Origin of the sequence: Streptomyces sp. B6B3, from assembly GCF_039871525.1 — a bacterium.
Lineage (GTDB): Bacteria > Actinomycetota > Actinomycetes > Streptomycetales > Streptomycetaceae > Streptomyces.
In genome coordinates, this window is sequence record NZ_JBDPLU010000026.1 from 58,941 (window position 1) to 83,374 (window position 24,434).

At 75.2% G+C, this 24,434-nt stretch carries 20 protein-coding genes; 12 read left to right on the forward strand and 8 right to left on the reverse strand.

Features of this window, described 5'->3' with window-relative positions; genetic code table 11:
* Nucleotides 1–13: 13 nt before the first annotated feature.
* From ABGB06_RS34445 to ABGB06_RS34455, 3 genes are all read left to right on the forward strand, one after another.
* On the forward strand, nucleotides 14–286 hold the full coding sequence (locus ABGB06_RS34445) for a phosphoribosyl-ATP diphosphatase (RefSeq protein WP_347597749.1): 273 nt from the start codon (nucleotides 14–16) through the stop codon (nucleotides 284–286).
* 77 nt (nucleotides 287–363) lie between these two features.
* Nucleotides 364–1,212 (forward strand): ATP phosphoribosyltransferase, encoded by an 849-nt coding sequence (gene hisG / locus ABGB06_RS34450; protein WP_347597752.1) that lies wholly within the window; start codon nucleotides 364–366, stop codon nucleotides 1,210–1,212.
* Nucleotides 1,213–1,220: 8 nt separating this feature from the next.
* Nucleotides 1,221–1,727, forward strand: coding sequence for a PH domain-containing protein (locus ABGB06_RS34455; RefSeq protein ID WP_347597755.1), 507 nt, complete (start codon nucleotides 1,221–1,223; stop codon nucleotides 1,725–1,727).
* 37 nt (nucleotides 1,728–1,764) lie between these two features.
* Here the strand turns inward: ABGB06_RS34455 and ABGB06_RS34460 are convergent, their stop codons facing one another.
* Together ABGB06_RS34460 and ABGB06_RS34465 are read right to left on the reverse strand one after the other, a co-directional pair.
* A complete protein-coding gene (locus tag ABGB06_RS34460) occupies nucleotides 1,765–3,723 on the reverse strand; it encodes an AAA family ATPase (RefSeq protein ID WP_347597758.1) in 1,959 nt (652 codons plus the stop codon).
* A gap of 12 nt (nucleotides 3,724–3,735) precedes the next feature.
* Complete coding sequence (locus ABGB06_RS34465; RefSeq protein ID WP_347597761.1) at nucleotides 3,736–4,380, reverse strand: hypothetical protein; 645 nt, start codon at nucleotides 4,378–4,380, stop codon at nucleotides 3,736–3,738.
* Between the two features lie 192 nt (nucleotides 4,381–4,572).
* Here ABGB06_RS34465 and ABGB06_RS34470 point away from each other — a divergent pair, with 192 nt between their 5' ends.
* The gene (locus tag ABGB06_RS34470) at nucleotides 4,573–5,961 is read left to right on the forward strand and encodes a peptidase C39 family protein (RefSeq protein ID WP_347597876.1); all 1,389 of its coding nucleotides are present in this window, start codon (nucleotides 4,573–4,575) and stop codon (nucleotides 5,959–5,961) included.
* Between the two features lie 78 nt (nucleotides 5,962–6,039).
* On the opposite strand, the gene ABGB06_RS34475 is transcribed toward ABGB06_RS34470, so the two are convergent.
* Together ABGB06_RS34475 and ABGB06_RS34480 are read right to left on the reverse strand one after the other, a co-directional pair.
* Entirely contained in the window at nucleotides 6,040–6,633 is a 594-nt protein-coding gene (locus ABGB06_RS34475; RefSeq protein ID WP_347597764.1) for a lytic polysaccharide monooxygenase auxiliary activity family 9 protein, read from the reverse strand.
* A gap of 269 nt (nucleotides 6,634–6,902) precedes the next feature.
* Nucleotides 6,903–7,322 carry a hypothetical protein gene (locus ABGB06_RS34480; protein ID WP_347597767.1) on the reverse strand — a complete coding sequence of 140 codons (420 nt, stop codon included), beginning with the start codon at nucleotides 7,320–7,322 and terminating at the stop codon, nucleotides 6,903–6,905.
* A 220-nt stretch (nucleotides 7,323–7,542) separates the two neighbouring features.
* Between ABGB06_RS34480 and ABGB06_RS34485 the strand changes: the two genes are divergently transcribed.
* From ABGB06_RS34485 to fxsA, 5 genes are all read left to right on the forward strand, one after another.
* A complete protein-coding gene (locus ABGB06_RS34485) occupies nucleotides 7,543–7,983 on the forward strand; it encodes an Lrp/AsnC family transcriptional regulator (protein ID WP_347597770.1) in 441 nt (146 codons plus the stop codon).
* Between the two features lie 44 nt (nucleotides 7,984–8,027).
* On the forward strand, nucleotides 8,028–9,596 hold the full coding sequence (locus ABGB06_RS34490; protein WP_347597773.1) for an amidohydrolase family protein: 1,569 nt from the start codon (nucleotides 8,028–8,030) through the stop codon (nucleotides 9,594–9,596).
* A gap of 496 nt (nucleotides 9,597–10,092) precedes the next feature.
* Nucleotides 10,093–11,937 (forward strand): apolipoprotein N-acyltransferase, encoded by a 1,845-nt coding sequence (gene lnt / locus ABGB06_RS34495; protein ID WP_347597776.1) that lies wholly within the window; start codon nucleotides 10,093–10,095, stop codon nucleotides 11,935–11,937.
* Nucleotides 11,930–12,691 (forward strand): polyprenol monophosphomannose synthase, encoded by a 762-nt coding sequence (locus ABGB06_RS34500; protein ID WP_347597781.1) that lies wholly within the window; start codon nucleotides 11,930–11,932, stop codon nucleotides 12,689–12,691. The genes lnt and ABGB06_RS34500 overlap by 8 nt, the downstream gene beginning before the upstream one ends.
* A 3-nt stretch (nucleotides 12,692–12,694) precedes the next feature.
* A complete protein-coding gene (gene fxsA, locus ABGB06_RS34505) occupies nucleotides 12,695–13,303 on the forward strand; it encodes an FxsA family membrane protein (protein WP_347597784.1) in 609 nt (202 codons plus the stop codon).
* 340 nt (nucleotides 13,304–13,643) lie between these two features.
* On the opposite strand, the gene ABGB06_RS34510 is transcribed toward fxsA, so the two are convergent.
* On the reverse strand, nucleotides 13,644–14,018 hold the full coding sequence (locus ABGB06_RS34510; protein ID WP_347597787.1) for an RNA polymerase-binding protein RbpA: 375 nt from the start codon (nucleotides 14,016–14,018) through the stop codon (nucleotides 13,644–13,646).
* Nucleotides 14,019–14,419: 401 nt separating this feature from the next.
* Between ABGB06_RS34510 and ABGB06_RS34515 the strand changes: the two genes are divergently transcribed.
* Complete coding sequence (locus ABGB06_RS34515) at nucleotides 14,420–15,928, forward strand: PLP-dependent aminotransferase family protein (RefSeq protein WP_347597790.1); 1,509 nt, start codon at nucleotides 14,420–14,422, stop codon at nucleotides 15,926–15,928.
* Between the two features lie 47 nt (nucleotides 15,929–15,975).
* On the opposite strand, the gene ABGB06_RS34520 is transcribed toward ABGB06_RS34515, so the two are convergent.
* Entirely contained in the window at nucleotides 15,976–17,682 is a 1,707-nt protein-coding gene (locus ABGB06_RS34520; RefSeq protein WP_347597793.1) for a bifunctional 3'-5' exonuclease/DNA polymerase, read from the reverse strand.
* 203 nt (nucleotides 17,683–17,885) lie between these two features.
* Between ABGB06_RS34520 and ABGB06_RS34525 the strand changes: the two genes are divergently transcribed.
* Nucleotides 17,886–18,158: an SHOCT domain-containing protein gene (locus ABGB06_RS34525; RefSeq protein ID WP_347597796.1), complete on the forward strand. Its 273-nt coding sequence runs from the start codon at nucleotides 17,886–17,888 to the stop codon at nucleotides 18,156–18,158.
* 60 nt (nucleotides 18,159–18,218) lie between these two features.
* Here ABGB06_RS34525 and ABGB06_RS34530 read toward each other — a convergent pair whose 3' ends face one another.
* Nucleotides 18,219–19,058, reverse strand: coding sequence for a DeoR/GlpR family DNA-binding transcription regulator (locus tag ABGB06_RS34530; RefSeq protein ID WP_347597799.1), 840 nt, complete (start codon nucleotides 19,056–19,058; stop codon nucleotides 18,219–18,221).
* Between the two features lie 172 nt (nucleotides 19,059–19,230).
* On the opposite strand from ABGB06_RS34530, the gene ABGB06_RS34535 reads away from it, so the two are divergent.
* Entirely contained in the window at nucleotides 19,231–21,630 is a 2,400-nt protein-coding gene (locus ABGB06_RS34535; protein ID WP_347597802.1) for a hypothetical protein, read from the forward strand.
* On the opposite strand, the gene ABGB06_RS34540 is transcribed toward ABGB06_RS34535, so the two are convergent.
* The gene (locus tag ABGB06_RS34540; RefSeq protein WP_347597805.1) at nucleotides 21,623–24,055 is read right to left on the reverse strand and encodes a right-handed parallel beta-helix repeat-containing protein; all 2,433 of its coding nucleotides are present in this window, start codon (nucleotides 24,053–24,055) and stop codon (nucleotides 21,623–21,625) included. The genes ABGB06_RS34535 and ABGB06_RS34540 overlap by 8 nt on opposite strands.
* Nucleotides 24,056–24,434: the final 379 nt, after the last annotated feature.

Sequence of the window (24,434 nt, forward strand, 5' to 3'; positions counted from 1 at the left end):
GCTAGTGGCCACCATGGCCAACAAGACATTCGACGGCCTCTTCACCGAGCTGAAGCAGAAGGCCGCCACGGGTGACCCCGCCACCTCCCGCACCGCAGAGCTGGTCGCCGCCGGCGTCCACGCCATCGGCAAGAAGGTCGTCGAGGAGGCGGCGGAGGTGTGGATGGCCGCCGAGCACGAGGACGCGGACCGGGCCGCCGAGGAGATCTCCCAGCTGCTGTACCACGTCCAGGTGATGATGGTGGCTCGCGGGATCTCCCTGGAGGACGTATACGCTCATCTCTGAGCCGATCCCCCGGGCCAGGGCCCCGGCCCGCCCCCTCCGCACCACCCTCATCTGACCTCGCGAAGGAGTGCCACTCCATGCTGCGCATCGCCGTGCCCAACAAGGGAACCCTCTCCGAGCCCGCCTCGGCGATGCTCCATGAGGCGGGGTACCGGCAGCGCAAGGACCGGCGCGAGCTGGTGCTCATCGACTCCGACAACCAGGTGGAGTTCTTCTACCTGCGGCCGCGCGACATCGCCGTCTACGTCGGCTCGGGTCAGCTCGACATCGGCATCACGGGCCGCGACCTGCTGCTGGACTCCGGCGCGCCGGCCGAGGAGATCATGCAGCTCGGCTTCGCCGGCTCCACCCTCCGCTACGCCACCCGGCCCGGCACCGTCAGCGACGTGCGGGAGTTCGGCGGCCTGACCGTCGCCACCTCGTTCGCCGGACTGGTCGCCCGGCATCTGGCGGACCACGACGTGACCGCCTCCGTCGTGCACCTCGACGGCGCCGTCGAGACGGCCATCCAGCTGGGCGTCGCCGAGGTCATCGCCGACGTCGTGGAGACCGGCACCACGCTGCGCAACGCCGGCCTGGAGATCATCGGGGAGCCCATCCTGGAGTCCGAGGCGGTGGTCATCCGCCGCGCCGGCGGCGAGCCGGCCAACGGCAGGGTGCAGCAGTTCCTGCGCCGCCTGCAGGGCGTCCTGGTGGCCCGCAGGTACGTGATGATGGACTACGACATCCGGGCCGAACTGGTCAGCAAGGCCGTCGCGTTGACCCCGGGCCTGGAGTCGCCCACCGTCTCCCCGCTGCACGACGAGGGCTGGGTCGCGGTCCGGTCCATGGTCCCGGTGCGGGACGCCCAGCGGGTGATGGACGAGCTGTACGACCTGGGCGCCCGGGCCATCCTGACCACCGGCATCCACGCCGCCCGGCTGTGACGCCCGAGGTGACCGCTTCCGGCGCCCGCGAGGCGCCCGTCCCGCCGGACCAGCCCGTGGCCCTGCCCGTCACCTTCCGCCCGGTGGTGACCCGGATCGTGCTGCTCACCATCGGCCTCGTGACGTTCGGCGCCCTCACCCTGATCTCGGTGCTGCTGCCCGCCGGGGGAGCGGTGAGCTGGAGCCTCGGCGACCGCGCCGCGGTCAGCGGCAGCGGCCTGCTGGCCTGCTGCGTCCTGCTGGTGCTCAGCCGGCCGAAGGCGGTGGCCGACCGGGAGGGCCTGACCGTGGTGAACCTGACCACCCGGCGCCGCCTGGTGTGGGCGGAGATCCTGCGGGTCACGCTCCGGCCGGGCGACCCCTGGGTGACGCTCGACCTGGCGGACGGCACCGTCCTGGCGGTGATGGCGATCCAGCCGGGGCTCTCCCGGCGCCGGGCGCTGGACGACGCCAGGACACTGCGGGCGCTCGCCGAGCGCCACGGCACCGCCCGCCCGCCGGCCGGCGCCGCCTGACCCGACCGGCCCGGACCGGCCTCCGGCCGGGCGAGGGTCAGGGTTCGGGCACCGCGTCGCCGTCGCCCGACCGGCGCGAGCCCCGGCCCGACAGCACCTCGCCGTACGCCTGCATCAGATCGGGCAGCCGCAGCGTGGACAGCTCCTGCCGGGTCGGCGCCGCCCCCGACTCGGACAGCCGGACGTCGCGGAACGCGCAGCTGGTCTCGTACAGCGTGCGGAGGAAACGGCCGTTGCCCAGCTCGTCGATCCAGCCCTCGGCGACCACGTGCTCGCTGATGCTCCGCAGCTCCTCCAGCGCCTCGGCGTCCCAGGCGTCGCCGTGCTCCGCGGCCAGCAGCTCGCCGATGGCCCGCAGCTCCCGCGGCTGGTAGCTGGGGAACTCCACCCGCGCGGAGAACCGGGAGCTGAGTCCGGGGTTCGCGCCGAGCAGCCGGTCCATGCCCTCCGGATAGCCGGCGAGGATCACCACCAGGTGCTCCCGGCTGTCCTCGGCCCGCTTGAGCAGCACCTGCAGCGCCTCGTCGCCGTACGCGTCGCCCTTGCTGTAGCCGGAGTGCACCAGGCTGTACGCCTCGTCGATGAAGAGCACCCCGCCCAGCGCGGAGTCGATCAGCCGGTTGGCCTTCACCGCCGTCTGGCCCAGGAACTCCCCGACCAGGTCCGCGCGCTGCGCCTCCACCAGCCGGTCGTGGCCGAGCACCCCGAGCGCGTGGAACACCCGGCCCAGTATCCGCGCCACCGTCGTCTTGCCCGTCCCCGAGGGCCCGGAGAACACGAAGTGCCGCTTGGGCGGCTGCACCGGCAGGCCCTGCCCGGACCGCAGCCGCGCTATCCGCAGCTGCGCGGACATCGCGCGCACCTGCTCCTTGACCGGCTCCAGGCCGACCATCCGGTCCAGCTCCCGGAGCGTCTGCTCCAGCAGCACCGGATCACCCGCCGGCGGCAGGTCCGCCGGCGCGGGCGTCGGCCCGGCGTGCCCCTCGACCAGGCCCTGCTGGCCCGGGAGGTATCCCCAGGCGCCCCCAGGACCGCCCGCCGGCGTGCCCCGGTTCGCGCCCGCCGGCGCGGGGGACGGCATCCGCCGGCCCGCGCCGTCGTCGGCGCCGCCGAACGGCAGGCCCTCGGGTGTCGGCAGCGCACCCGCCGGCACCGTGCCGTCCAGGCCGGCCAGCGGGCCGGGCTCCGGCCCCGAAAGCTGCGACGTCAGGTGCGCGGCGTCGGCGTCCTCACCGGACAGCGCCGCCAGTCGCACCTCGGTGTCCATGAACTCCGGATCCACCTGGTGCACCGCCCGGTACAGCGGCAGCGCCGCCGCGCTGCGCCCGCTGCCCTCCCGCGCCCTGGCCAGCCAGTAGCGCAGCTCCTTGCGCTGTGGCTGCTCGGTGCGGCAGCGCATCAACGCGGCCGCCAACAGCGGCTCCGCCTGGTCGAACATCTCCAGCCGCACCCGGGCCATGCCGGCGAACAGCCCCGCCTCCACCCCCAGTTGCGGGTCGTCCACCAGGGTGGCCGTGCACCGGAACAGTCCCTCCCAGTCCTTGGCGAGATAGCAGCGGCAGGCGTGCAGGAAGCGGGCGAACGGGTCGGACTCGGGGGGCGGGCAGGCCGCCAGGGCGATGTCCAGCTCCGCCATCCGGCGCCCGTCGAGCAGCTGCGAGGCGTACGCGAGCAGCAGGTCCCGTTCGGTCTCCAGCACCGGCTGCACCCACCAGCCCAGCCAGTACCAGGAGCTGAGCGGCCGGCCGTACCGCGTCCGCTGCTCGCCGAAGCGGGCCCGGTTCCGGTACATCTGCTGCAGCGCCACCGGCACGTCGGTGCGCAGCGCGTGCAGCCCGAGCCAGGCGTCGGCCATCTCCGGGTCCTGGCGCACCGCCGAGCGGAACTCCTCCTCCGCCTCGGCGTAGGCGGCCGCCGCGTAGGCGTCCACGCCGCGCAGCCACGCCAGATCGGCCGAGGTGTACCGATCCCGCGCGCCGTGCGTGCCAGCACTCATCTCGACCCCCACTCACGGGCTGCTCCGCTGCCTGCCGCGGGGACCCGAAGGCGCTCGGGTGCAGGCATCGTAGCTGTCACCCCTCGGTGTCATCAGGATATCCGCAAAGGGCCTTGACGGATCATCAGCGAAGTGACGGCGCTCGGCCGCCTCCCAGGTCCGCCAGAACCCGGCCTGTCCGGAACCGTCCCGGCGCCGGCCGCGCGCCCAGGCCACCTCGGCCGGCACCGCCAGCCAGATCAGGCAGGCCAGGTGCGGGCGGAGCGCCCGCCGACCGGCGCCCACGCCCTCGACCAGCACCACGGGCGCGGGCGGCAGCGCGGCGGTCGCGGTGAACGCCCGGCGCTCCCAGTCGTACACCGGGTGGTGGGCGACCTCGCCGCGGGACAGCGGCCCGAGCACCGTGCGCTCGAGCCGGTCGGTCCAGGCGAAGAGCGCGTCGTGGCTGGCGAGGTCGTCCAGCCGGAGCACCGGGGCCCCGCCCAGTAGGGCCGCCAGCCGGGTGGCCAGCGTGCTCTTGCCGGATCCGGCGTGTCCGTCGACCCCCACCAGGCGCACGGGACCGCAGGAGGGCGCGAGGGAGCGCAGCTGGGCGGCCACGCCGTTCAGTCCCCCCGGCAGGGGGTCGCGCCCGCCGGTGTCGGCAGGGGTGGTCACCGGCGCCACGATAGTCGTGCCACAGGTTCCACCAATATTGCCGCCGTGGGTTCTCGGGCGGTTACTGGTCGTCGGCCGCGCGAGCGGAGATAGTGGTGCCCTGCCGACGTGACCGTGCGCGTGACCCGCCGCGGTCCACCCCACAGCGTCCCGCCCCACCACGTGCCTCACCCCGCCTCGACCCGGGAGACCATCACCGTGCCCACGACGCCTCGCCGTACCGTGCTCGCCGCCGCCGTCGCCGCCGCGGTCGGCACCACCACCGCCTCGTTCGCCACCAGCGCGGGCGCCGCCGAGGCCGGCGGCGCCGCGCCCCGGCGCCCCAAGCCCTGCCCCGCCGCCGACTCCACCATCGAGTACCAGGGCTGGACCACCGCCCAGGACTGGCAGTCCGGCACCGCGCAGGGCGTCTCGGTGGTCGGCGGGGTGCGCCCCGGCGTCGTCATCGCCGTGCCGCAGGGCACCGTCGACTACACCGACCCGCACACCGGCACCACGGCCACCTGGGAGTACGGCCGCTGGCTGTCGCCCAGTCACGAGGCGGCCACCCCGGCCAGCGAGCTCATCGCCTCGTGGAACGCCGACACCCCGGCCGGCACCTGGATCCGGGTGGAACTGCTCGGCACCTACAGCGACGGCACCCAGACCCCCTGGTACACCCTGGGCGTCTGGGCCTCGGGCGACGAGGACATCCGCCGCACCTCCGTGGACGGCCAGGAGGACGGCAAGTCCTCGATCTGGACCGACACCTTCGCCATCGACGACCCGGACAGCGGCCTGCGACTGGCCTCCTACCAGCTGCGGCTGACGCTCCACCGCGCGGTCGGCGGCGACGCCACCCCGACGGTGTGGCGGGTCGGCGCCATGACGTCCGATGTGCCGGCCCGCTTCGAGGTGCCGGCGACCGAGCCGGGGCCGGCCGCGGGGATCGAGCTCTCGGTGCCGCCGTACTCGCAGAACGTGCACGTCGGCAGGTACCCGGAGTACGACAACGGCGGCGAGGCGTGGTGCAGCCCGACGTCCTCCCAGATGATCATCGAGTACTGGGGTCGCCACCCCTCGCCCGAGGACCTGGAGTGGGTGAACCCGGACTTCGACGATCCCCAGGTCTGCCACGCCGCCCGCTTCACCTTCGACTACCAGTACAACGGCTGCGGCAACTGGCCGTTCAACGCCGCCTACGCCGCCAGCTATCCGGACCTGCGCGCCGTGGTGACCCGCATCGCCACGCTCACCGACGCCGAGCGACTGGTCGCGGCGGGCATCCCGCTGATCACCTCGCAGTCGTTCTACGAGGCCGAGTTGAGCGGCGCCGGCTACGGCACCTCCGGGCACCTGATGACCGTCGTCGGCTTCACCGAGGACGGCGACGTGATCGCCAACGATCCCGCCAGCTCGGACAACGGCGCGGTGCGGCGGGTCTACAACCGGCGCGAGTGGGAGAACATCTGGCTGCGGACCCAGCGCTACGACCAGAACGGCGCGGTGCGCAGCGGCACGGGCGGCGTCTGCTACCTCTACTTCCCCGCGACGCTGTCCGTGGCCCAGCGGGAGGCGCTGGCCTCCGTCGGCGTGGTCTGAGGACCGACACCGCGCGGCCGACGGCCCCCCCACACGCCCGTGTGGGGGGCCGTCGGATCGCTGCCGGCGTCGCCGGGTTCAGAGGTCCACGTCCGAGCAGGCGTAGAAGGCGTTCCCGGTGTCCGCCACGTTCCACACCGCCAGGATGAGGTGCCGGCCGGACTTGCCCGCCGGCACGGTGCCCTGGTGGTGCTCCGTCGCGCCCGGCTGGGCGCCGCCCATCGACACGGTGAGGAAGGGCTGCGCCTCCAGGTCGGATCGGGTCAGCGGCTGCGAGGGGTCGTAGCCGTCGTTGGTGATGAAGTACTGGAAGTCGGCCGTGCTGTGCCGCGCGGTGAAGGTCCAGTCGAACGAGTAGGACTGACCGGCGTTCAGGTCCGTGGCCGGCCAGGACCCGCCGCGCGGGTCGTCCAGCGCCGCGAACCGCGAGTTGCCGCCCGAGCAGATCTGCCCGTCGGCCGGGCCCGCCGCGGGGAAGCCCTTCGGGCCCTCGACGCTCTGCGGCTCCCACTGGATGGCGCCGCAGTCCGACGCCGTGCCCTGGGCACAGTAGGACTGACGGCTCGTCGGGGACGTCGTGTAGCCGTGAGCCTGGGCCGTTCCGCTGGTGCCGAGCACGGAGACCGTGACGAGCCCGGCCCCGATGGCCGCGGCCGTGATCTTTCTGCGCATGCTTCGCTCCCGGAGGTCGTGGGGGGTGTGAGCGCTCCGTAGGCATGCCGTGCTGCGGTCTAGACCAACCCCGACCGTACTGGCGCCGCTTGGTCATGTCCAGACCAATGACATCGTGGGAAGCGGCCCGCCGCGACCGGGGCGGTCGGGTGCCGGAAACGCGGCCGGTGTCGCGGGTCGACCGCCCGGGGGAGCGGTCCGCGGCACCGGCCGGACGGTGCGGGCGGCGGCCGCCTTTCCGGCGTCGCGCCGGGCGCGACGCCGGAGGGTCAGGCGGCCTGACGCACGCTCGGCAGCCGCATCTCCTCCGGGGAGCCGGCGTGCGAGAACGGCCGGAGCCGCCAGTCCAGGCTCTCGGGCAACGCCGCCCGGACGGCGAAGGACCCGTCGTCGCGGGTCGTCGCCACCGGCGTGACCGCGGCCGGATCGGCCGGTCCTGACACGTTGCGGCCCGAACCGGGGCACACGGTCAGCCCGAAGGGGTTCCACGGGGTGGGGCAGAGGGCGTGCACCGGCAGGGCCTCGCCCGGCCCCTGCAGGGCGATCGGCTGTCCACAGTCGGGGCAGGCCAGCCGGACGAGGTCGGCGTCCGCCATCCCGTCGTCCTCGTCGTCGAGGAGACCCGGCGCCCGCTCGAGGTCACGCGGGGCACTCCCGGCCCGTTGATCCGGATTCACGGTGTCGTTCATGGTGCGCAAGACATCCCCCTCGGACGGCGCTGCGGCCCTGGCCACAGCAAGGATTTCCCGGCGGTCCGGCGGCTAATCGCGCACCCGAACCGGACGCCGCACCGCGTTTGTGGCGTTCGTCACAGATCCGTTGGGGCATCGTGCCCGAGCCGTGGCCGGCACCGCCCAGGGAATGCTCAGCGTGCCCGGGAGACGGCCGTTGCGGGTAGGTTACGGTCTCGTGGAGGAACTCGACCGGCGCATCGTGGAGCTGCTCGTCAGGGACGGGCGCATGAGCTACACCGACCTGGGCAAGGCCACCGGCCTGTCGACCTCGGCGGTGCACCAGCGCGTACGCCGCCTGGAGCAGCGCGGCGTGATCCGCGGCTACACCGCCATCGTGGACACCGACGCCGTGGGCCTCCCACTCACCGCCTTCATCTCGGTCAAGCCCTTCGACCCCAGCGCACCCGACGACATCGCCGAGCGGCTCGCCGAGGTGCCGGAGATCGAGGCGTGCCACTCGGTCGCGGGCGAGGAGAACTACATCCTCAAGATCCGGGTCGCCGCCCCGGCGGACCTCGAGAACCTGCTGGCCCGGATCCGCAGCCTGGCCGGCGTCTCCACCCGCACCACGGTGGTGCTCTCCACCCCCTACGAGGCGCGCCCGCCGCGGCTCTGACCCCGCCGGGCGCAGGCCCGCCGCGGGCGGGAAGACTGGCCGACATGACCGACCGCACCACCCCCCGCACCGTCCTGCTGCGCCACGGACGGATCCACAGCCCGGCCGTCCCCGGCGCCACGGCCCTGGCCGTCGCCGGGGACCGGGTGACCTGGATCGGCCGGGAGCCCGCCGCCGAGGACGTCGCCGCGACCGCTGACCGGATCGTCGATCTCGCGGGCGCCCTCGTCACGCCGGCGTTCACCGACGCACACGTGCACATCACGTCGACCGGCCTCACGTTGACCGGCCTCGACCTCGCCGGCGCCGGTTCCCTGGCCGAGGCCCTGGCCCGGGTCGCGGGGTACGCGACGGCGCCCGGGCACGCCGCCGACGCGGTGTTGCTGGGGCAGGGCTGGGACGCCGCCCGGTGGCCGGAACGGCGCCCGCCCAGCCGCGCCGAACTGGACCGGGCCGCCGGCGGGCGCCCGGTCTACCTCAGCCGCGTCGACGCGCACTCCGCGCTGGCCAGCACCGCCCTGCTCGACCGGGTTCGCGGGGTGACCCGGCTCGCCGGCTACCACGCCGACCACCCGCTCACCGGCGCCGCGCACCACGCGGTCCGCCGGGCCGCGCACGGCACGCTCGCGCCCGCCCAGCGGGCCGCGGCCCAGCGCGCGGCGCTGCGGCACGCCGCGGCCCTGGGCATCGGCTCGCTGCACGAATGCGCCGGACCCGAGATCTCCAGCGAGGAGGACCTGGTCGGGCTCCTCGCACTGGCCGCGTCCGAACCCGGTCCCCGGGTGGTCGGCTACTGGGCCGAACTCGTCACGAACGCGAAGGACGCGGAACGGGTCAGGGAGCTGGGCGCCGCCGGTGCCGCCGGCGACCTGTTCGCCGACGGCTCGCTGGGCTCGCACACCGCCCACCTGCACGCCCCGTACGCGGACGCGGCCACCCGCGGCACCGGATACCTGACCGCCGAGGACACCGCGGCCCACCTCACCGCCTGCACCGAGGCCGGGCTGCAGGCCGGTTTCCATGCCATCGGCGACGCCGCGATCGACGCGGTCGCGGCGGGCGCGAGGGCCGCGGCGGCCCGGCTCGGCGCCCCCCGGCTGCGGGCGCTGCGACACCGCGTGGAGCACGCCGAGCTGATCGGTCCCGACGCCGTCGCCACGTTCGCCGACCTCGGCCTGACCGCCTCGGTCCAGCCGGGCTTCGACGCGGCCTGGGGTGGCCCCGACGGCATGTACGCCGAGCGCCTCGGGCCCGACCGGGCCGCCGCGCTCAACCCGTACGCGTCCCTCCTGCGCGCCGGCGTGCCGCTCGCCCTCGGCTCCGACGCCCCGGTCACCCCCCTCGACCCCTGGGGCACGGTGCGGGCGGCGGCCGAGCACCGCACACCGGACCACCGGATCCCGTGGGAGGCGGCGTTCGCGGCGCACACCCGTGGCGGCTGGCGGGCGATCGGCCGGGACGACGGCGGCGTGCTGGAGCCCGGCGCGCCCGCCGACTACGCGGTCTGGGAGACCGTGGAAGGGGCCCAGGGCGCGGAGCCGCCCCGGTGCCTGCGCACGGTGGTCGCCGGGCGCACCGTGTACGACCACGCGGCGGACCCGCTGAACGAGTGATCCGGGCCCGCGCCGATACCGCCGAACGACGTGCCCTCCGCCTGTCGGACCGCCGGGAACACTCCGCACTGACCTGCCCCTTTGGCGAAAATCGCCAGGTCAGACGGCTGTTGACAGGCGGCGGTCGTGCCGGGGTAGGTTCGGCCGGGTCCACCACAAGACGTCCGGCCGGCGCTCCTCCGCGCAGTCGTCGAACGCTGCTGGGCCAGAGTGCGGGGTGCCGGACCGGCACGCCGCCACCCGGAGCCAGGTCCAGTGCCTGCGGCACGGGGGCGGAAGGTTTCGTCCGGCTGGCTGGTGCGACCCGGGCGGGGCCCGGAGCTCAGTAGACAACGGCTTTCGGCAGACCCGCAGCCAGCGGATCCCAGGTCGGCCCGAAGAGCGCCGGGTCCCGGCCCGCAGCCGTCGCACGTCGGGCGAGCGCCCGGCTGCCCGCCCCCGCCGTCGCCGAGGTACGGTCGTTCATCACCGCTCGTTCCCAGGGAAGGCCAGGACCGTGCCAACGGGCCCCGAGACGACCACCGCCAGCGACGCCGACGGCACCGCGCGGCAGTCCGCCGCGGACCCCGCCCCGGGGGCGGCGCCCGCCGCCGGCCGGCCGGGTGCCGCCCCGAACGGGCGGCTCACCGCCGCGCCGACCGGCTCGGTTGACCTGACCGGCTCGGTCGACGCCGCCGCGCCGGGTCCGGACGCGCCCGCCGGCGGCGACCCGGCGGCGCCCGCCGGCACCGTCACCCGGCGTCCCGGCAGGGCCCGCCGGCTCGTCGCCGCGGCCCGCCGGCACTGGCTGGCCACGCTGGTGGCCGCGCTCGCCGGCCTGGCGCTGATCGCCGCGTTCCCGCCGTACGACGTCTGGCCGCTGTCGGCGCTGTCCGTGGCCGTGCTGTCGGTCCTGACGCGCGGCCGGACCGCCCGGCAGGGCGCCTGGCTGGGCTTCGCGCTCGGCGTGCCGTTCTTCGTGGGACTGCTGAAGTGGCTCAACGTCGTCGGCTGGGACGCCGTCGTCGGCCTGGCGGTGATCGAGGCGCTCTTCTTCCTGCCGCTGGGCGCCGGCCTCGCCGTGACCTCCCGGCTGCGCGCCTGGCCGCTGTGGGCCGCCTGTCTGTGGGTGGCCGAGGAGTGGGCCAGGGACCGGGTGCCGTTCGGCGGCTTCCCCTGGGGGCGCCTGGCCTTCGCCAACACCGCCACGCCCTACACCCCGCTCGCCGCGCTCGGCGGCGCGCCCCTGGTCACCTTCGCCGTCGCGCTGACCGGCGCCCTGCTCGCGTTGCTCGGGCTGGAGCTGTACGGTCTGCGCCGCCGGCTCGCGACCGCCCGCGCCGAGTCCACCGGGCGCCTGCCGCGCGTCGCGCTGCCGGCCGTCGGGGCGCTGGCCCTGGCCGCCGCGACCACCGCCGCCGGCTACGCCGTGCCGGTGCCCACCGAGGCCGACGAGACCGTCAGCGTCGCCGTCGTCCAGGGGAACGTCCAACAGGCCGGCATGGACTTCCTCGGCCGCCCCATGCAGATCCTCAACAACCACGTCGAGGCCACCCTGGAGCTCGCCGAGGACATCGAGGCCGGCCGCACCGAGCGACCCGACCTGGTGCTGTGGCCGGAGAACGCCTCGGACCTCGACCCCTACCAGGAGCCGGAGGCCCGCCAGGCCATCGAGCGGGCGGTCGACGCCGTGGGCGTGCCGGTCCTGGTCGGCGCCCTCGTCGACCATCCGACCGAGGAGGGCTACGTCGAGAACCAGGGCATCGTCTGGGATCCCGAGACCGGCCCCGGCGACTCGTACACCAAGCAGCACCCGGTGCCGTTCGGCGAGTACGTGCCCTTCCGCGAGCAGCTGAGCACCTTCATCAGCCGGCTGGACCGGATCCCGCGCGACTTCTATCCGGGCGACGGGCCCGGGGTGCTGGACGTCGGCCCGGCCCGGCTCGGCGACGTGATCTGCTTCGAGGTCGCCTACGACGGCATCGTCAGGGACACCGTCAACGCCGGCGCCCGCGCCCTGGTGGTGCAGACCAACAACGCCACCTACGGCCGCACCGGCCAACCCGAGCAGCAGCTGGCCATGTCCCAGCTGCGGGCGGTGGAGCACGGCCGGGCCATCGTCACCGCCGCCACCAGCGGCATCAGCGCGATCGTGGCCCCGGACGGCACCATCGAGCAGCGGACCGAGGAGTTCACCCAGGACGTGCTCACCGCCGAGCTGCCGCTGCGCGACGACATCACGGTCGCGGACCAGGTTGGGGAGGCACCCGAATGGGCGCTCGCCGGCCTCGGCCTGGCGGCCTGGGGCTGGGTCGGGCTGCGGGCGCGTCGCGCCCGCCGGGAGGAGCACGCGCGTGGCTGACCGGGACGCCCGCCGCCGCGCCCCGCGGGTGCTGGTGATCATCCCGACCTACAACGAGGTGGACAACCTCCCGCCGCTGGTGCGGCGGCTTCGCGCCGCCCTGCCGGACGGCGACGTCCTGGTCGCGGACGACAACAGCCCCGACGGCACCGGCAAGGTCGCCGAGGAGATCGCGTCGGGCGACGCGCGCGTGCACGTGCTGCACCGCCCTGGCAAGGAAGGGCTGGGCGCTGCCTACCTGGCCGGTTTCCGGTGGGGCCTGGACCGCGGCTACGGGGTGCTGGTGGAGATGGACGGCGACGGCTCACACCGGCCGGAGGAGCTGTCGCGGCTGCTGACCGCGATCGAGGGCGCGGACGTGGTGCTGGGCTCCCGCTGGGTGCCGGGCGGGCGGATCGTGAACTGGCCGTGGTACCGGCAGCTGATCTCCCGTGGCGGCAGCGGTTACGCCCGGCTGCTGCTCGGCCTGCCGGTCCGGGACGTCACCAGCGGCTACCGGGCCTTCCGCGCGCACGTGCTCGACACGGACCTGCTCACCCGGGTGGCCTCCCAGGGCTACTGCTTCCAGGTCGACCTCACCCACCGTGCCGTGCGCGCCGGGCACCGGATCGCGGAGGTCCCCATCACCTTCGTGGAGCGCACGCACGGGGACTCCAAGATGAGCAGGGACATCCTGGTCGAGGCGCTGTGGCGGGTGACGGTCTGGGGCGTCGCGGCCCGGTTCAGGAAACTCGTCGGAGCCAGGCACACTTGAACCATGGCCACCGGCTCACCGAACCCCTATCGCACCCGCCCGCCACGAGGCGGCCGGACCGGCAGGAACCGGCGCGGCGCGCGCGCCCTGCTGCCGCTGGGCGTCGCCGCCTGGGCGCTGCTGGAGATCTGGCTGCTGATCCTGGTCGGTGAGGCGGCCGGAGGGCTGACCGTCTTCCTGCTGCTGGCCGCCGGGGTGGTGGTCGGCGGGTCGGTGATCCGCCTGGCCGGCCGCCGCGCCTGGCGCCGGCTGTCGGCCACCCTCCAGCCCGGGCACGCACCGGGCGCGGACCGTGAGCCGGCGCCCGACCGCGAGCGGCGTGGCGGCACCGGCCTGGCGATGCTCGGCGGGCTGCTGCTGATGGTGCCGGGGCTGCTCTCCGACGCCGTGGGCCTGCTCTGCGTCTTCCCGCCCACCGCGGCACTGCTGCGCCGGGCCGGCACCCGGGCCGGCGTGCGCCTGCTCGGCGTGCCGCCCGAGGTCTTCGAGCAGGCGCGCCGGGCGGAGGAGCAGCGCCGGACCCGCCGCACGGACGACGACCGGGTCGTGCCGGGCGAGGTGGTCCGCGAGGACCGGGACGAGCCGGACCGCCCCGACCGCGACAACGGCTGACCGGCACCCACGCCGACCCCGACGGCGACGCTCCTCGGCAACCGACATCCTCGGCCTCCGTCACCGTCGACCCTTGCCCGCGCGCCGGGTCCCCTGTGTCACGCGGGCGCGTCCGCGTGGTTGCCCACCGCGATGTGCTCCGCGGAGTCGCGGCGCGCCCGAGGCGGGCGCGCCCGAACCGGAGGTCCTGGGGGTGTGGTGACCGCGGCGCCGCGGCCACCACACCCCCAGGACCTCCGACGACCGCCCGGCAAGGGCAGCGCACACCAAAAGGGGCCGGGTCACGTGAGTGACCCGAACCCTGGTGTCTCGTGCGCTCGCCGGCGGCGCCGCGAGTCGACTAGGCCGTCTTGCGGCTGTCCCGCGGATGCACCGCGATGTTCATGGCGCCCGAACGCAGGACCGCCAGCCGCTCGGCCAGCACCTCCTCCAACTCCTCGCGGGTACGGCGCTCCATGAGCATGTCCCAGTGGGTGCGGGCGGGCTTCGCCTTCTTCTCCTCGGGGCCCTCGCCGTCGACGAGCAGGGCCTGCGCGCCGCAGACCTTGCACTCCCACTCCGGCGGGATCTCGGCCTCAACGGAGAACGGCATCTCGAACCGGTGCCCGTTCTGGCAGGCGTACTCCACCGCCTGACGCGGCGCCAGATCGATGCCTCGGTCCGTCTCGTAGCTGGTCACCACGAGCCGCGTGCCGCGTAGAGCTCGCTCACTCATGAATAGTGCCTCCCGGGCTGGTCGCCCTCAGGACAGATGTCACTGTCGTCATCACTCAGGTCAACGTCCGGTCGGCGGTGAAGATTCCCGCTGGGATTCCGCGTAGCCCGTCGTGCCGCCCCTTCTTGTACCCGCCAGGGTCCGGTTTGTCACATCTGACAGGAGATGTCACCCGGGGTCCGCACAGGATGACCTGCGGTCATGGCCCATCCGGCGGGACCGAAGGGGTAGGTTACCGCCTCCCGCCCGCCGGCCGAAATCGTGTTCCACCGGTTGGGCGCCGACGTCCGTCCGGGGGTCACCCGCGGTCGTCCGCTGGCCCGGGTGGGCCGGTACGTGCCACCCTGTGGCCTGAACGCGATGCCGCGCCATGGCCAATCGGCGAAAGGTGGCCCCTTCACATGCCCGAGTGGACCTCGACGGTGGGCACCGGGCGGCTCGCCCGGCTCCTCGGCTCCCAGGACGCCGGGGGCCGCGGCCCGGAGGCCCGCCGGGTGCCCGCCTACCGCTCGCTGGCGGACGGCGTCCGGCTGCTGGTGCTGGAGGGCCGGGTCCCGGTGGCCGCCCGGCTGCCCGCCGAACGGGAGCTCGCCACGGCCCTGAGCGTCAGCCGCACCACTGTCGCCGCCGCCTACGAGGCGCTGCGCACCGAGGGCTTCCTGGAGTCCCGGCGCGGCTCCGGCAGCTGGACCGCGGTCCCCGCCGGGCGCGAGCTCCCCGCCCGTGGCCTGGAACCGCTGTCGCCCGAGGCGACGGGATCGATGATCGACCTCGGCAACGCCGCCCTGCCCGCCCCCGAGCCCTGGCTCACCCGGGCCTTCCAGGGCGCGCTGGCCGAGCTGCCGCCCGCGGCCCGCACCCACGGCGACTTCCCCGCGGGGCTGCCCTCGCTGCGCCAGGCGCTGGCCGAGCGCTACACCGCCCGCGGCGTGCCCACCATGCCCGAGCAGATCATGGTCACCACCGGGGCGATGGGCGCGGTCGCCGCGGTGAGCCGGCTGTTCGCCCCGGGCGGCGAGCGGGTCGCGGTCGAGCACCCCTCCTACGCCAACGTGCTGCAGCTGATGCGGGAGGCCGGCACCCGGCTGGTGCCGGTGCCCATGGCCGAGGGCCTGGCCGGCTGGGACCTGCCGGCCTGGCGGCACGTGCTGGCGGCGGCCTCCCCGCGTCTCGCGTACGTGGTCGCCGACTTCCACAACCCCACCGGTGCCCTGGCCAGCGAGGCGCAGCGCGGCGAACTGGTCGCCGCCGCCCGGGCCGCGGGCACCGTCCTCGTCGCCGACGAGACGATGGCGGACCTCGCCCTGGACCTGGCGCCGGGCGAGGCGCCGCCGCGGCCGGTGTGCGCCTTCGACCACGGCGGTTCCACCGTCATCACCGTCGGCTCGGCCAGCAAGACCTTCTGGACCGGCCTGCGCATCGGCTGGGTGCGGGCGGCGCCCGAGGTGATCCGCCGGCTCGTCGGCGCCCGCGCCCAGGCCGACCTGGGCAGCCCGGTGATGGAACAGCTGGCCCTGGTCTGGCTGATGACGTCGGGCGGCTGGGACGAGGCGATCGCGCTGCGCCGCGCCGGGGTCAGGGAGTACCGGGCGGCCATGGTCGACGCGCTGCGCCGCCGGCTGCCCGACTGGGAGTTCCACGTGCCGAGCGGCGGGCTCACGCTCTGGGTGCGGGCCGGCGGCCTGTCGGGATCGCGGATCGCCGACGTGGCGGAGCGGCTCGGCGTCCGGGTGCCGTCCGGACCGCGCTTCGGGGTGGACGGTGCCTTCGAGGGCTACCTGCGGGTGCCCTTCGTGGTGGACGCGCCGCTCGCCGACGAGGCCGCGTCCCGGCTGGCCGCCGCCGCCCGCCGGGTCATCGAGGGCGGCGACGCCGGGCTGGCCACCACCCCGCTCGGCGCCACCACCTGACCGGCCAACGCGCCCCCGCCCGCGGCGCCCCGCCCGCCGGCCGCCGGCTACTTGGCGTCCGCGTAGCACTCGACCACCGCCGTGCTGAACGGGAACCGGACCGGGGTCGCGCCGAAGGCGAGCCGGCCGGCCTCCTCGCCCGCCGCCGCCACGGCCGCGCGCACCGATTCGGCGTCCGCCGCCGGGCAGTGCACGATCACCTCGTCATGCTGGAAGAACACCAGTTCGGCCGGGGTGTCGCGGAGGGCGCGGCGCAGCGCCGCGAGCATCAGCAGCGCCCATTCGGCGGCGCTGCCCTGGACCACGAAGTTCCGCGTGAACCGACCCCTGGCCCGGGCCGCCGGGCCGCTCCGGGCCGCGCCGTCCGCGACCGCCTCGCCTGCGTCGGCCGCGTCCGGCTCCGTCCAGTCCGCCGGCTGCTCCCCGGCCGGCGGGCAGGTCCGGCCCAGCCAGGTGCGCACCAGCCGCCCCTGCTCGCCGGCCCGCGCCGCCTCGTCCACGTACGCCACCGCGTCCGGGAAGCGCCGCCGCAGGTCGGCCAGGTGGCGCAGGCCGTCGCCCGAGGTCTGCCCGTAGACCGCGCCCAGCAGCGCCAGCTTGGCGTGCGCCCGGTCGCCCGAGAAGCCGCGCAACGCCAGCCCGGTGTACAGGTCGCCCGCGTCGCCGGCCGCGGCCATCAGCCCCCGGTCCCGGGACACGGCGGCCAGCACCCGGGGTTCCAACTGGTCGGCGTCGGCCACCACCAGACGCCAGCCCGGATCCGCCACCACCGCCCGGCGGACCACCCGCGGGATCTGCAGCGCGCCGCCGCCGTTGCTCGTCCAGCGCCCGGACGGCGCGCCGCCCGGCAGGTACTCCGTGCGGAACCGGCCGTCGCGCACCCAGGAGCGCAGCCACGACCAGCCGTGCGCGGTGTAGATCCGGTACAGCTTCTTGTACTCCAGCAGCGGGGCCACCGCCGGATGGTCGATCTCCTTCAGCTCCCAGGCCCGGGTGGAGCCCAACCGGATGCCCGCCCGGGCGAACGCCCTGATCACGTCGGCCGGCAGGTCGGGCCGGACCGGCGCGCCGCCGAACGCCTCGGACACCCGCTCCGCCAGCTCCGCCAGGCGCCGCGGCTCGCCGCCGCCCGCGTACCGCTCGCCGAGCAGCTCGTCCAGCATCCGCCGGTGCAGGTCGGCCCGCCAGGGCAGGCCCACCCGCCCCATCTCCGCGGCCACCAGCGTGCCGGCGGACTCGGCGGCCAGCAGCAGCCGCATCCGCTCGGGTCGCTCCGCCGCCGCCGTCCGCCGCAGTTGCCCCGCGTACACCGCGAGCAGCGCCTCCAACGGATCCGCGTCCCCCGGCAGCGGCACCGGACCAGCCTCGAACAGCGAGGGCTGTGCGGAGTCCGCGGCGGCCGGCGGCGGATCCTCCGGCACCGGCAGGCCGCGCAGCCGGGCCCAGGCGGCGCTCAGCGAACGCGGCCGGCCGTACCGCCCCTCGTGGCCCAGCAGCAGCGCCTCGGCCGCCTCCACGTCATAGCACCGCTCCACCCGCAGCCCGGCGTCCAGCGCCCGCGGATACGCCGCCGCGGTGCCCCGCCACACCCAGCGACCCACCCCGGGACGGGCGCGCAGTGCCGCGGCGAGCGACGGCTCGGTCAGCACCGGGCCGGCCGGTCGGCCCCGCTCGTCCACCGGGCACAGCCGGACCGAGCCGTCGGCGTACTCCGCCACGACGCATCTGCCGGGGTCCGCCCGCTCCTCGCCCATGGGCGGAGTCTGGCAGCCGGCACTGACAGTCCCCCGGAGCAGCCCGGATCCGGCCCGCTACTCCCGGGGCAGCAGGCCACAAGCCGCTGGCCGTACGACGACGCGGGCCGCCCCGGCGACGAGGCTGGAGGTGTTCCGAACGACGAGAGCACACGAGGCGGCATCCCGGGCGACGGGGCGCCGCGCGAGGAGCGTGAGACACCGTGAACACCCTGGCGAACCACTGGGCGGACGACGGGCCGGGACCGTGGATCCTGCTCTTCCCGCTGGTCTGGGCGGCGATCCTGTTCGGCGCCTTCTGGCTGCTGCGCCGCACCGTGTGGCGCGGCGGGCGACGCGGCCCCGGCGAACACGCGCCCGTCACCCTGCTCGGCCGGCGCTACGCCGCCGGCGAGATCGAGGAGGAGGAGTACCGGCGGCGGCTGGCCGTGTTGACCGCCGACACCCGGGCCGGCAAGGGCGGCGCGGACAGATGAGCCCCGCCGCCTCCCCGCGGCACCGTGAGGCCCGGCGGAACGCCCGCCGGGCCTCCGGCGTCAGTCCTCGGCGTCGACGCCGCCGGCGATCACCAGCTCGGCCAGATGCTCGGCGATCTCCCGCCGATCGGCGGGCGGCAGCCCGGCGTCCGTCACCAGCGTGTCCACCTCGTCCAGCGAGGCGAACGAACTCAGCCCCGTCGTCCCCCATTTGGTGTGGTCCGCGACGACCACCACGCGCCGCGCCGAGCGGACGAAGTGCCGGTTGGTCTCGGCCTCCGCCAGGTTCGGCGTCGACAGCCCCGCCTCCACCGAGATGCCGTGCACCCCGAGGAACAGCACGTCGAAGTGGAGCGAGCTGATCGCCGCGTCCGCGACCGGACCGACCAGCGCGTCCGAGGGCGTGCGCACGCCGCCGGTGAGCACCACCGTCGCCGCCGGCGCCCCTCCCGCGCCCCGACCGCCCTCGCCCAGATGCTGGGCGTTGTGGAACACGTCGGCGACCCGCACGGAGTTGGTGACCACGGTAAGGTCGGGGACCTCCAACAGCTCGTGCGCCACGGCGAAGGTCGTGGTCCCGCCGGACAGCGCCACCGCGCTCCCCGGCGTCACCAGACCGGCGGCGGACCGCGCGATCTCGCTCTTGGCGGACAGCTCCAGCGAGGACTTGGCCTCGAACCCCGGCTCGTGAGTGCGTGCCTCGGTCACCGGCACCGCGCCGCCGTGCACCTTCTCCAGCGCTCCCTGACGCGCCAGCACGTCGAGATCCCGGCGCACCGTCATGTCGGAGACCTGGAGCATGCGCGTCAGCTCGCTGACCCGGATGCCGCCCCTGCGGCGGACCTCGTCCAGAATGAGCGCTCTGCGCTGTCCCGCCAGCAGGTTCTGGTTGTCGCTCACGGCCCTCCTTCGTTCGCTCGAACCGGAGTCATCCTCGCACGTCCCGCTAACCGGGTGACGATTCCGTCGCGTTCCGCGGGCAGAAGCTGAACAGGACGCCCCAGCGGGCAGGAGTCCACCGCGGGACAGGAGTCCACGACGGGCAGGGCCGCAGGGGTGGAGCGGAGGAGCCATGACGAGCGAGAACGCGCCGCCGGCGATGGAGCTACTGGTGCACGGGGTGGGCGGGGCCACCCCGCAGGAGATGCTGGAGGACCCCAGGACCACCCGGATCACGGGCGACACCACCGCCTGCATACACCGCCGCACCGAGGACCTCGACGACCGCCCCTGGGACGAGGAAGCGCCGTGCCGCGAGGCGTACACCTGGTGCGGCCTCACCTCGGGCAACGGGGCCCGCGCGCTGTGGCTCCTGCTGCTGCCGTTCATGGTGGTCAACCTGGCGCACTGGATGCGTCCCGCCTGCCGTGGCTGTCACCGCACCCAGCACGCCTACGACGTGCTGGTGCGGCTGGTCGCCCTCTCCCTCACCGCGCTGTTCGCCTCCGGCGCCTGCGCCGTCTGCGTCGACCTCGTCGCCTGGCAGTGCGCCGGCTCCGAGACCTGCGCCGAGAACGCCTCCTGGCTCGGCCCGGTGGCCACCGGCGAGGGCTGGTGGAACCAGCCCGGACGCCGCCTGGTGCTCGCCGCGGTGCTGCCCCTCGGCCTCGTCGGCCTCCTGTGGTGGCTCTCGCACCGCACCTGGAGCGCGTACGAGTCCGCCTCGCCGCCGCCGCGTCCGCGCGACGGCCGGCGCGACGGGGCGCTGCTCGGCCTGCCCGGCTTCTGGTACGGACAGGGCATCGTGTCCCGGCTGCGCGCGGCGCACACCACGGCCGCCCTGCTCACCGTCTCCGCCTCGCTGCTGACCTCCACCGGCCCCTACGACCGGGGCCCGCGCGGGACCGAGGGCCTCGCCGCCACCGGCTGGCTGCTCACCGGCCTGCTGCTGTGCGGCTGGCTGGCCGTCGCCGGTCAGCTGCTCGGGCACGGCCGCACCGAGGAGGAGATCGACGAGCAGCCCGTGCCCCGGCTGGTCGCCCGGATGCCCTGGGCGGCCCTGGGCGTGGTGTTACTCGCCGCCGTGCACACCGCGTGGAGCCGTCCGGACTGGCAGACCGCCGGCCGGCATCCGGCCGGCGGCGGGGTCTTCGTGGTGCTGACCGTGGCGCAGGGCGTGCTGGTGGTCGGCATGGCGCTGGCCGCGTACCGGCTGCACCGGAACGCCCGGGACGGCGACCGCGGCGCGCTCGCCGGGCTCGGCGGCGCCGCGGTCGCGCTGTTGGCCTGCGCGACCGCCGGGGTGCTGACCGGGGGAGTGGCCCAGCGCGTCGCGGACTGGCTCGACCCCACCGCCGCCCCCGGCGAGCCGGGCGCCACGATCGTCGGGCCGCCCGTGCTGCTCAGCTGGCAGGCGGCCAGCATCCCGATCCTGCTGGCCGTCGTGCTCGTCCTGGCCCTGGTCGCCGTGCGCTCCGTGCGCCGGCGCCGGAACGAGCTGAGCCCCGGCGTCCGCGCCTGGTATCCGGACGAGCCGGGCGAGCCGCTCGAGGAGCGCAGCGACGCCATCGCCGCCGCCGTCGCCCGGGCCCAGCTGACCGACTCGGCGCCGCTGGCCGTCGGCTGGATCACCGGAGCCAGCCTGCTGCTCGGCGTGGCCGCGGTGGCCGGCGCGTTGACCGGGGAGTCGCCCTCGGCGCTTGCCGCGGACGTCTCCGACGGGGTGTCCGTGATCACCGACCTGGCCCAGCAGTTGGGCTCCTGGCTGATGGGCGTGGGCGTGGTGCTGCTGCTCACCATGGGCCGCCGCGCCTACCGCGACCCCGGGGCCCGCCGCACCGTCGGCATCCTGTGGGACGTCGGCACCTTCTGGCCGCGCGCCGCCCACCCCTTCGCCCCGCCCTGCTACGCCGAGCGCGCGGTGCCCGACCTCACCTGGCGCATGGCCACGTGGGTGGACGCCACCGGCGGGCGGGTGGTCATCTCGGGCCACTCCCAGGGCAGCGTGCTGGCCGCGGCCGCCGTGTGGCAGCTCGACGCGGCCACCCGGGCGCGGATCGCGCTGCTCACACACGGTTCGCCGCTGGAACGGCTCTACGGCCGATGGTTCCCCGCCTACTTCGGCCCGGCGGCGCTGCGCGCCCTGCACCGGGACATGGTGTGCTGGCGCAACCTGTGGCGGGCCACCGACCCGATAGGGGGCCCGGTGGGTGTGACCGGCGTGGACGGCGCGCCGGTGGACGAGGGACCGCTGGCCGACCCGATGCACTACGGCCGCACCTCCAGCTGGCCGCTGCCCGAACCGGTGCTGGGCCACGGGGAGTACGCCGCCGACCCGGCGTTCGCCGAGGAACGCGCCGCGCTGTACCGGCGGCTGCTCGACGACCACCACGAGGTGGCCGCGCCGCCCGACGCGGTGCCCGGTCCCGCGTTGGAGGCCCGCCCCGGCGCCGGCACGGGGCAGCCGCCGCCGGTGTCCCCGCCGCCGGGGCCGCGGTCCGGGCCGCCCGCCGAGCGGGAGGAGCTCAGATAGTCTCCGCGCGCTCGCCCGGCAGGTCCTCCGGGTACAGCAGGGTCAGCTCCTCGGTGCTGGGGTCCGCCAGCCGCGCCACCCGCCCGGCGTGCCGCTCCACCATCGACTCGAAGGTCTGCCGGGCGGTCCGCCCGTTGCCGAACGACGGGCCCCGCTCCAGCCCCGTGAAATAGCGGAGCAGCGCCTGGCCGGTGCCCTCGGCCAGCGCGTACTCCTGCTCCCGCGCCTGCTGTTCGACGATGCTCAGCAGTTCCTCGGGGGCGTAGTCGCCGAAGGTGATGGTGCGCGAGAAGCGGGACGCCACGCCGGGGTTGGTGGCGAGGAAGCGCTCCATCTCGGTGGTGTACCCGGCCACGATCACCACCACCGCCTCCCGGTGGTCCTCCATGAGCTTCACCAGGGTGTCGATCGCCTCCCGGCCGAAGTCCCGCCCGGCGTCCTCGGGGGACAGCGCGTACGCCTCGTCGATGAACAGCACCCCGCCGCGCGCCCGGTCGAACGCCTCCTGGGTGCGGATCGCCGTGGAGCCGATGTGCTCGCCGACCAGGTCCACCCGGGACACCTCCACGAGGTGCCCGCGCTCCAACACCGCGAGGGACGCCAGGATCTCGCCGTACAGCCGCGCCACCGTCGTCTTCCCGGTCCCGGGGGAGCCGGTGAACACCAGGTGGCGGCGGACCGAGGCGGCCTTCAACCCGGCCAGCTGCCGCCGGCGGCCCACCTCGATCATGTCGATGAGGGCCCGCACCTCCCGCTTCACCGTCCGCAGCCCGACGAGGGACTCCAGTTCGGCCAGCACCTCGTCGGACGGTCGGGACGCCGGGCCGTCGAGCTCACCGCCCGCGGGCGGGGCCGCGTCGCCCGCGCCCCGGGGCGCGGGAACGGCGGTCTCGGTGGCGACCGCGCCCGCCGTCGGGGCGTCCACGGCGGTCAGCCGGACGTCCGCGCCGGGGGCGGTGGTCTCGTCGCTCCGGCACTCCTTCAACACCGGGCCCTCCTCGGCGAAGACGTAGCCGCCGCGGGCACACCGCTCGGTGCGGCAGCCCGTCAGCTCGCTCCGGCAGCCGTCGATGATGTGGAAGCCGTAGCCGCCCGAGTCGGACACCCGGCAACGGCCGAACCGGCCCAGGCCGCCGGCGGAGACGTAGACCCCCGACTCGGCCGGCTCCGTCACCGTGCACTCCGTCACCTCCGGGTCCGCGCCCTTCGTGACGAGGACGCCGGTACGCGCCCCGGTGATGGTGCAGCCGGTGACCGTGCCGCCGCTGCCCGGGTCCCGGAACCACGCCCCGGTGCCCACCCGGCGGATGCGGCAGGCGTCCAGGCGGGCCGTGGCGCCGTCGCTGACCGAGACCGCGGAGCCGCGCACGTCCTCGATCTCGCTGTCCACCACGTCGGCGCGGGAGCCCGCGTCCAGCACGAACACCGCGTCGGGCACCCGGCGCATCCGGCAGGACTCCAGCACGGCGGTGGCGCCGTCGCTCACCCACACCGCCGGGTACTCCCCGGTGCTCTCGCCGATCTCGCAGTGGTGTGCGTCGGCGTGGGTGCCCGGGTCCCACACCGACATGCCGTTGCGCCCGAAGCGGCTGACCGTCGTCCGCACCAGCGTCAGCACCGAACGGGACCGCAGGTCCAGCGCGTTCTCCGGAATGTCGTGCAGGGTGCTGTCGGTCAGGGTCAGCACCGCGTCCGACTCCAGGGACACCCCGTCGCCGGTGGTCTCGCTGACCCGGCAGTCGGTCAGGTGGGCGGTGGCGCGCTCGGCCAGCCGCACGCCGGTGCCCCGGGTGCCGTGCACGCCGCAGTCCACGGCGTCCACGGCGCTGCCTTCGCCGCTGACCGAGAGCCCGGCGCCACCGGTCTGCCGGATCCGGCAGCGCTCGAGCCGCAGGTGCGCCGGTCCCCGCACCACCACGCCCGACTCGGTGGTCTCGGCGACCTCGCACTCCTCGAACAGGCCGCCGCCCCCGTCGGTCACCGTGATGCCGCTGCCCGCCGTGTTGCTGACGAGGCTCCGGCGCACGGTCGGCCGGGCGCCGCCGCGCACCGCGATGCCCGCGGCCGAGGTGGTGTGGACGTGCAGCGCGACGAGCTCCGGGGTGCTGCTCTCGATGAGCACAGCCGGGACCGAGGTGTCCTGGCCCTCGATGCGCAGCTGTTGCACCGTCGCGGAGCCGCGCACGGTCAGCGGCACCCCCTCGGGCGGAGCGATCCGGGCCGGACCCTCCTTGGCCTCCTCCGGGCCGCGTACGGTCACCGAGTGCTCGATCACCAGGTTCTCCCGGTACACCCCCGGCCCGAGCACCAGCACGTCGCCGTCGGCCGCGGCGGCCAGCGCCTCGGCCACCGTGCCGTAGACGGCGGTCCGGCGCCGCCAGCGTGAAGTTCCGGTGTGCGTCACCTGGACCGAGCCCGTAGCCATGGACTGATGTGCCCCAACCTCGTGCGATAACCGAGCGCCAACCCTGCCGAACTCGCGTTTCGTGGCGGCTCCACCGTAGCGCGCCGTCGGCGCACGCACGGACTTGACGGGTTTCGCGCCGGACGCGCCGTGCGCACGCGCCGCACGCTCCCGGGGTGCTACCGCACGCCACCGGCGCAGTCCGGTCACGCACTGTGCCGCGCCGCGTACCCATGGTGGCCGTGCCTTCGGGAATGAGCTCCCGTGATACCCAGCAATGCGCCGGGGAATCCCGGAAATAGCCCCTCTTTCGAGTGATTGCTCGCCCCGCGTGGGGCCGTTAGCTTCGATTGGCAGAAACGCCCGAACGGCCTACAAGAGCCCCTGGATTGGCGGTGTC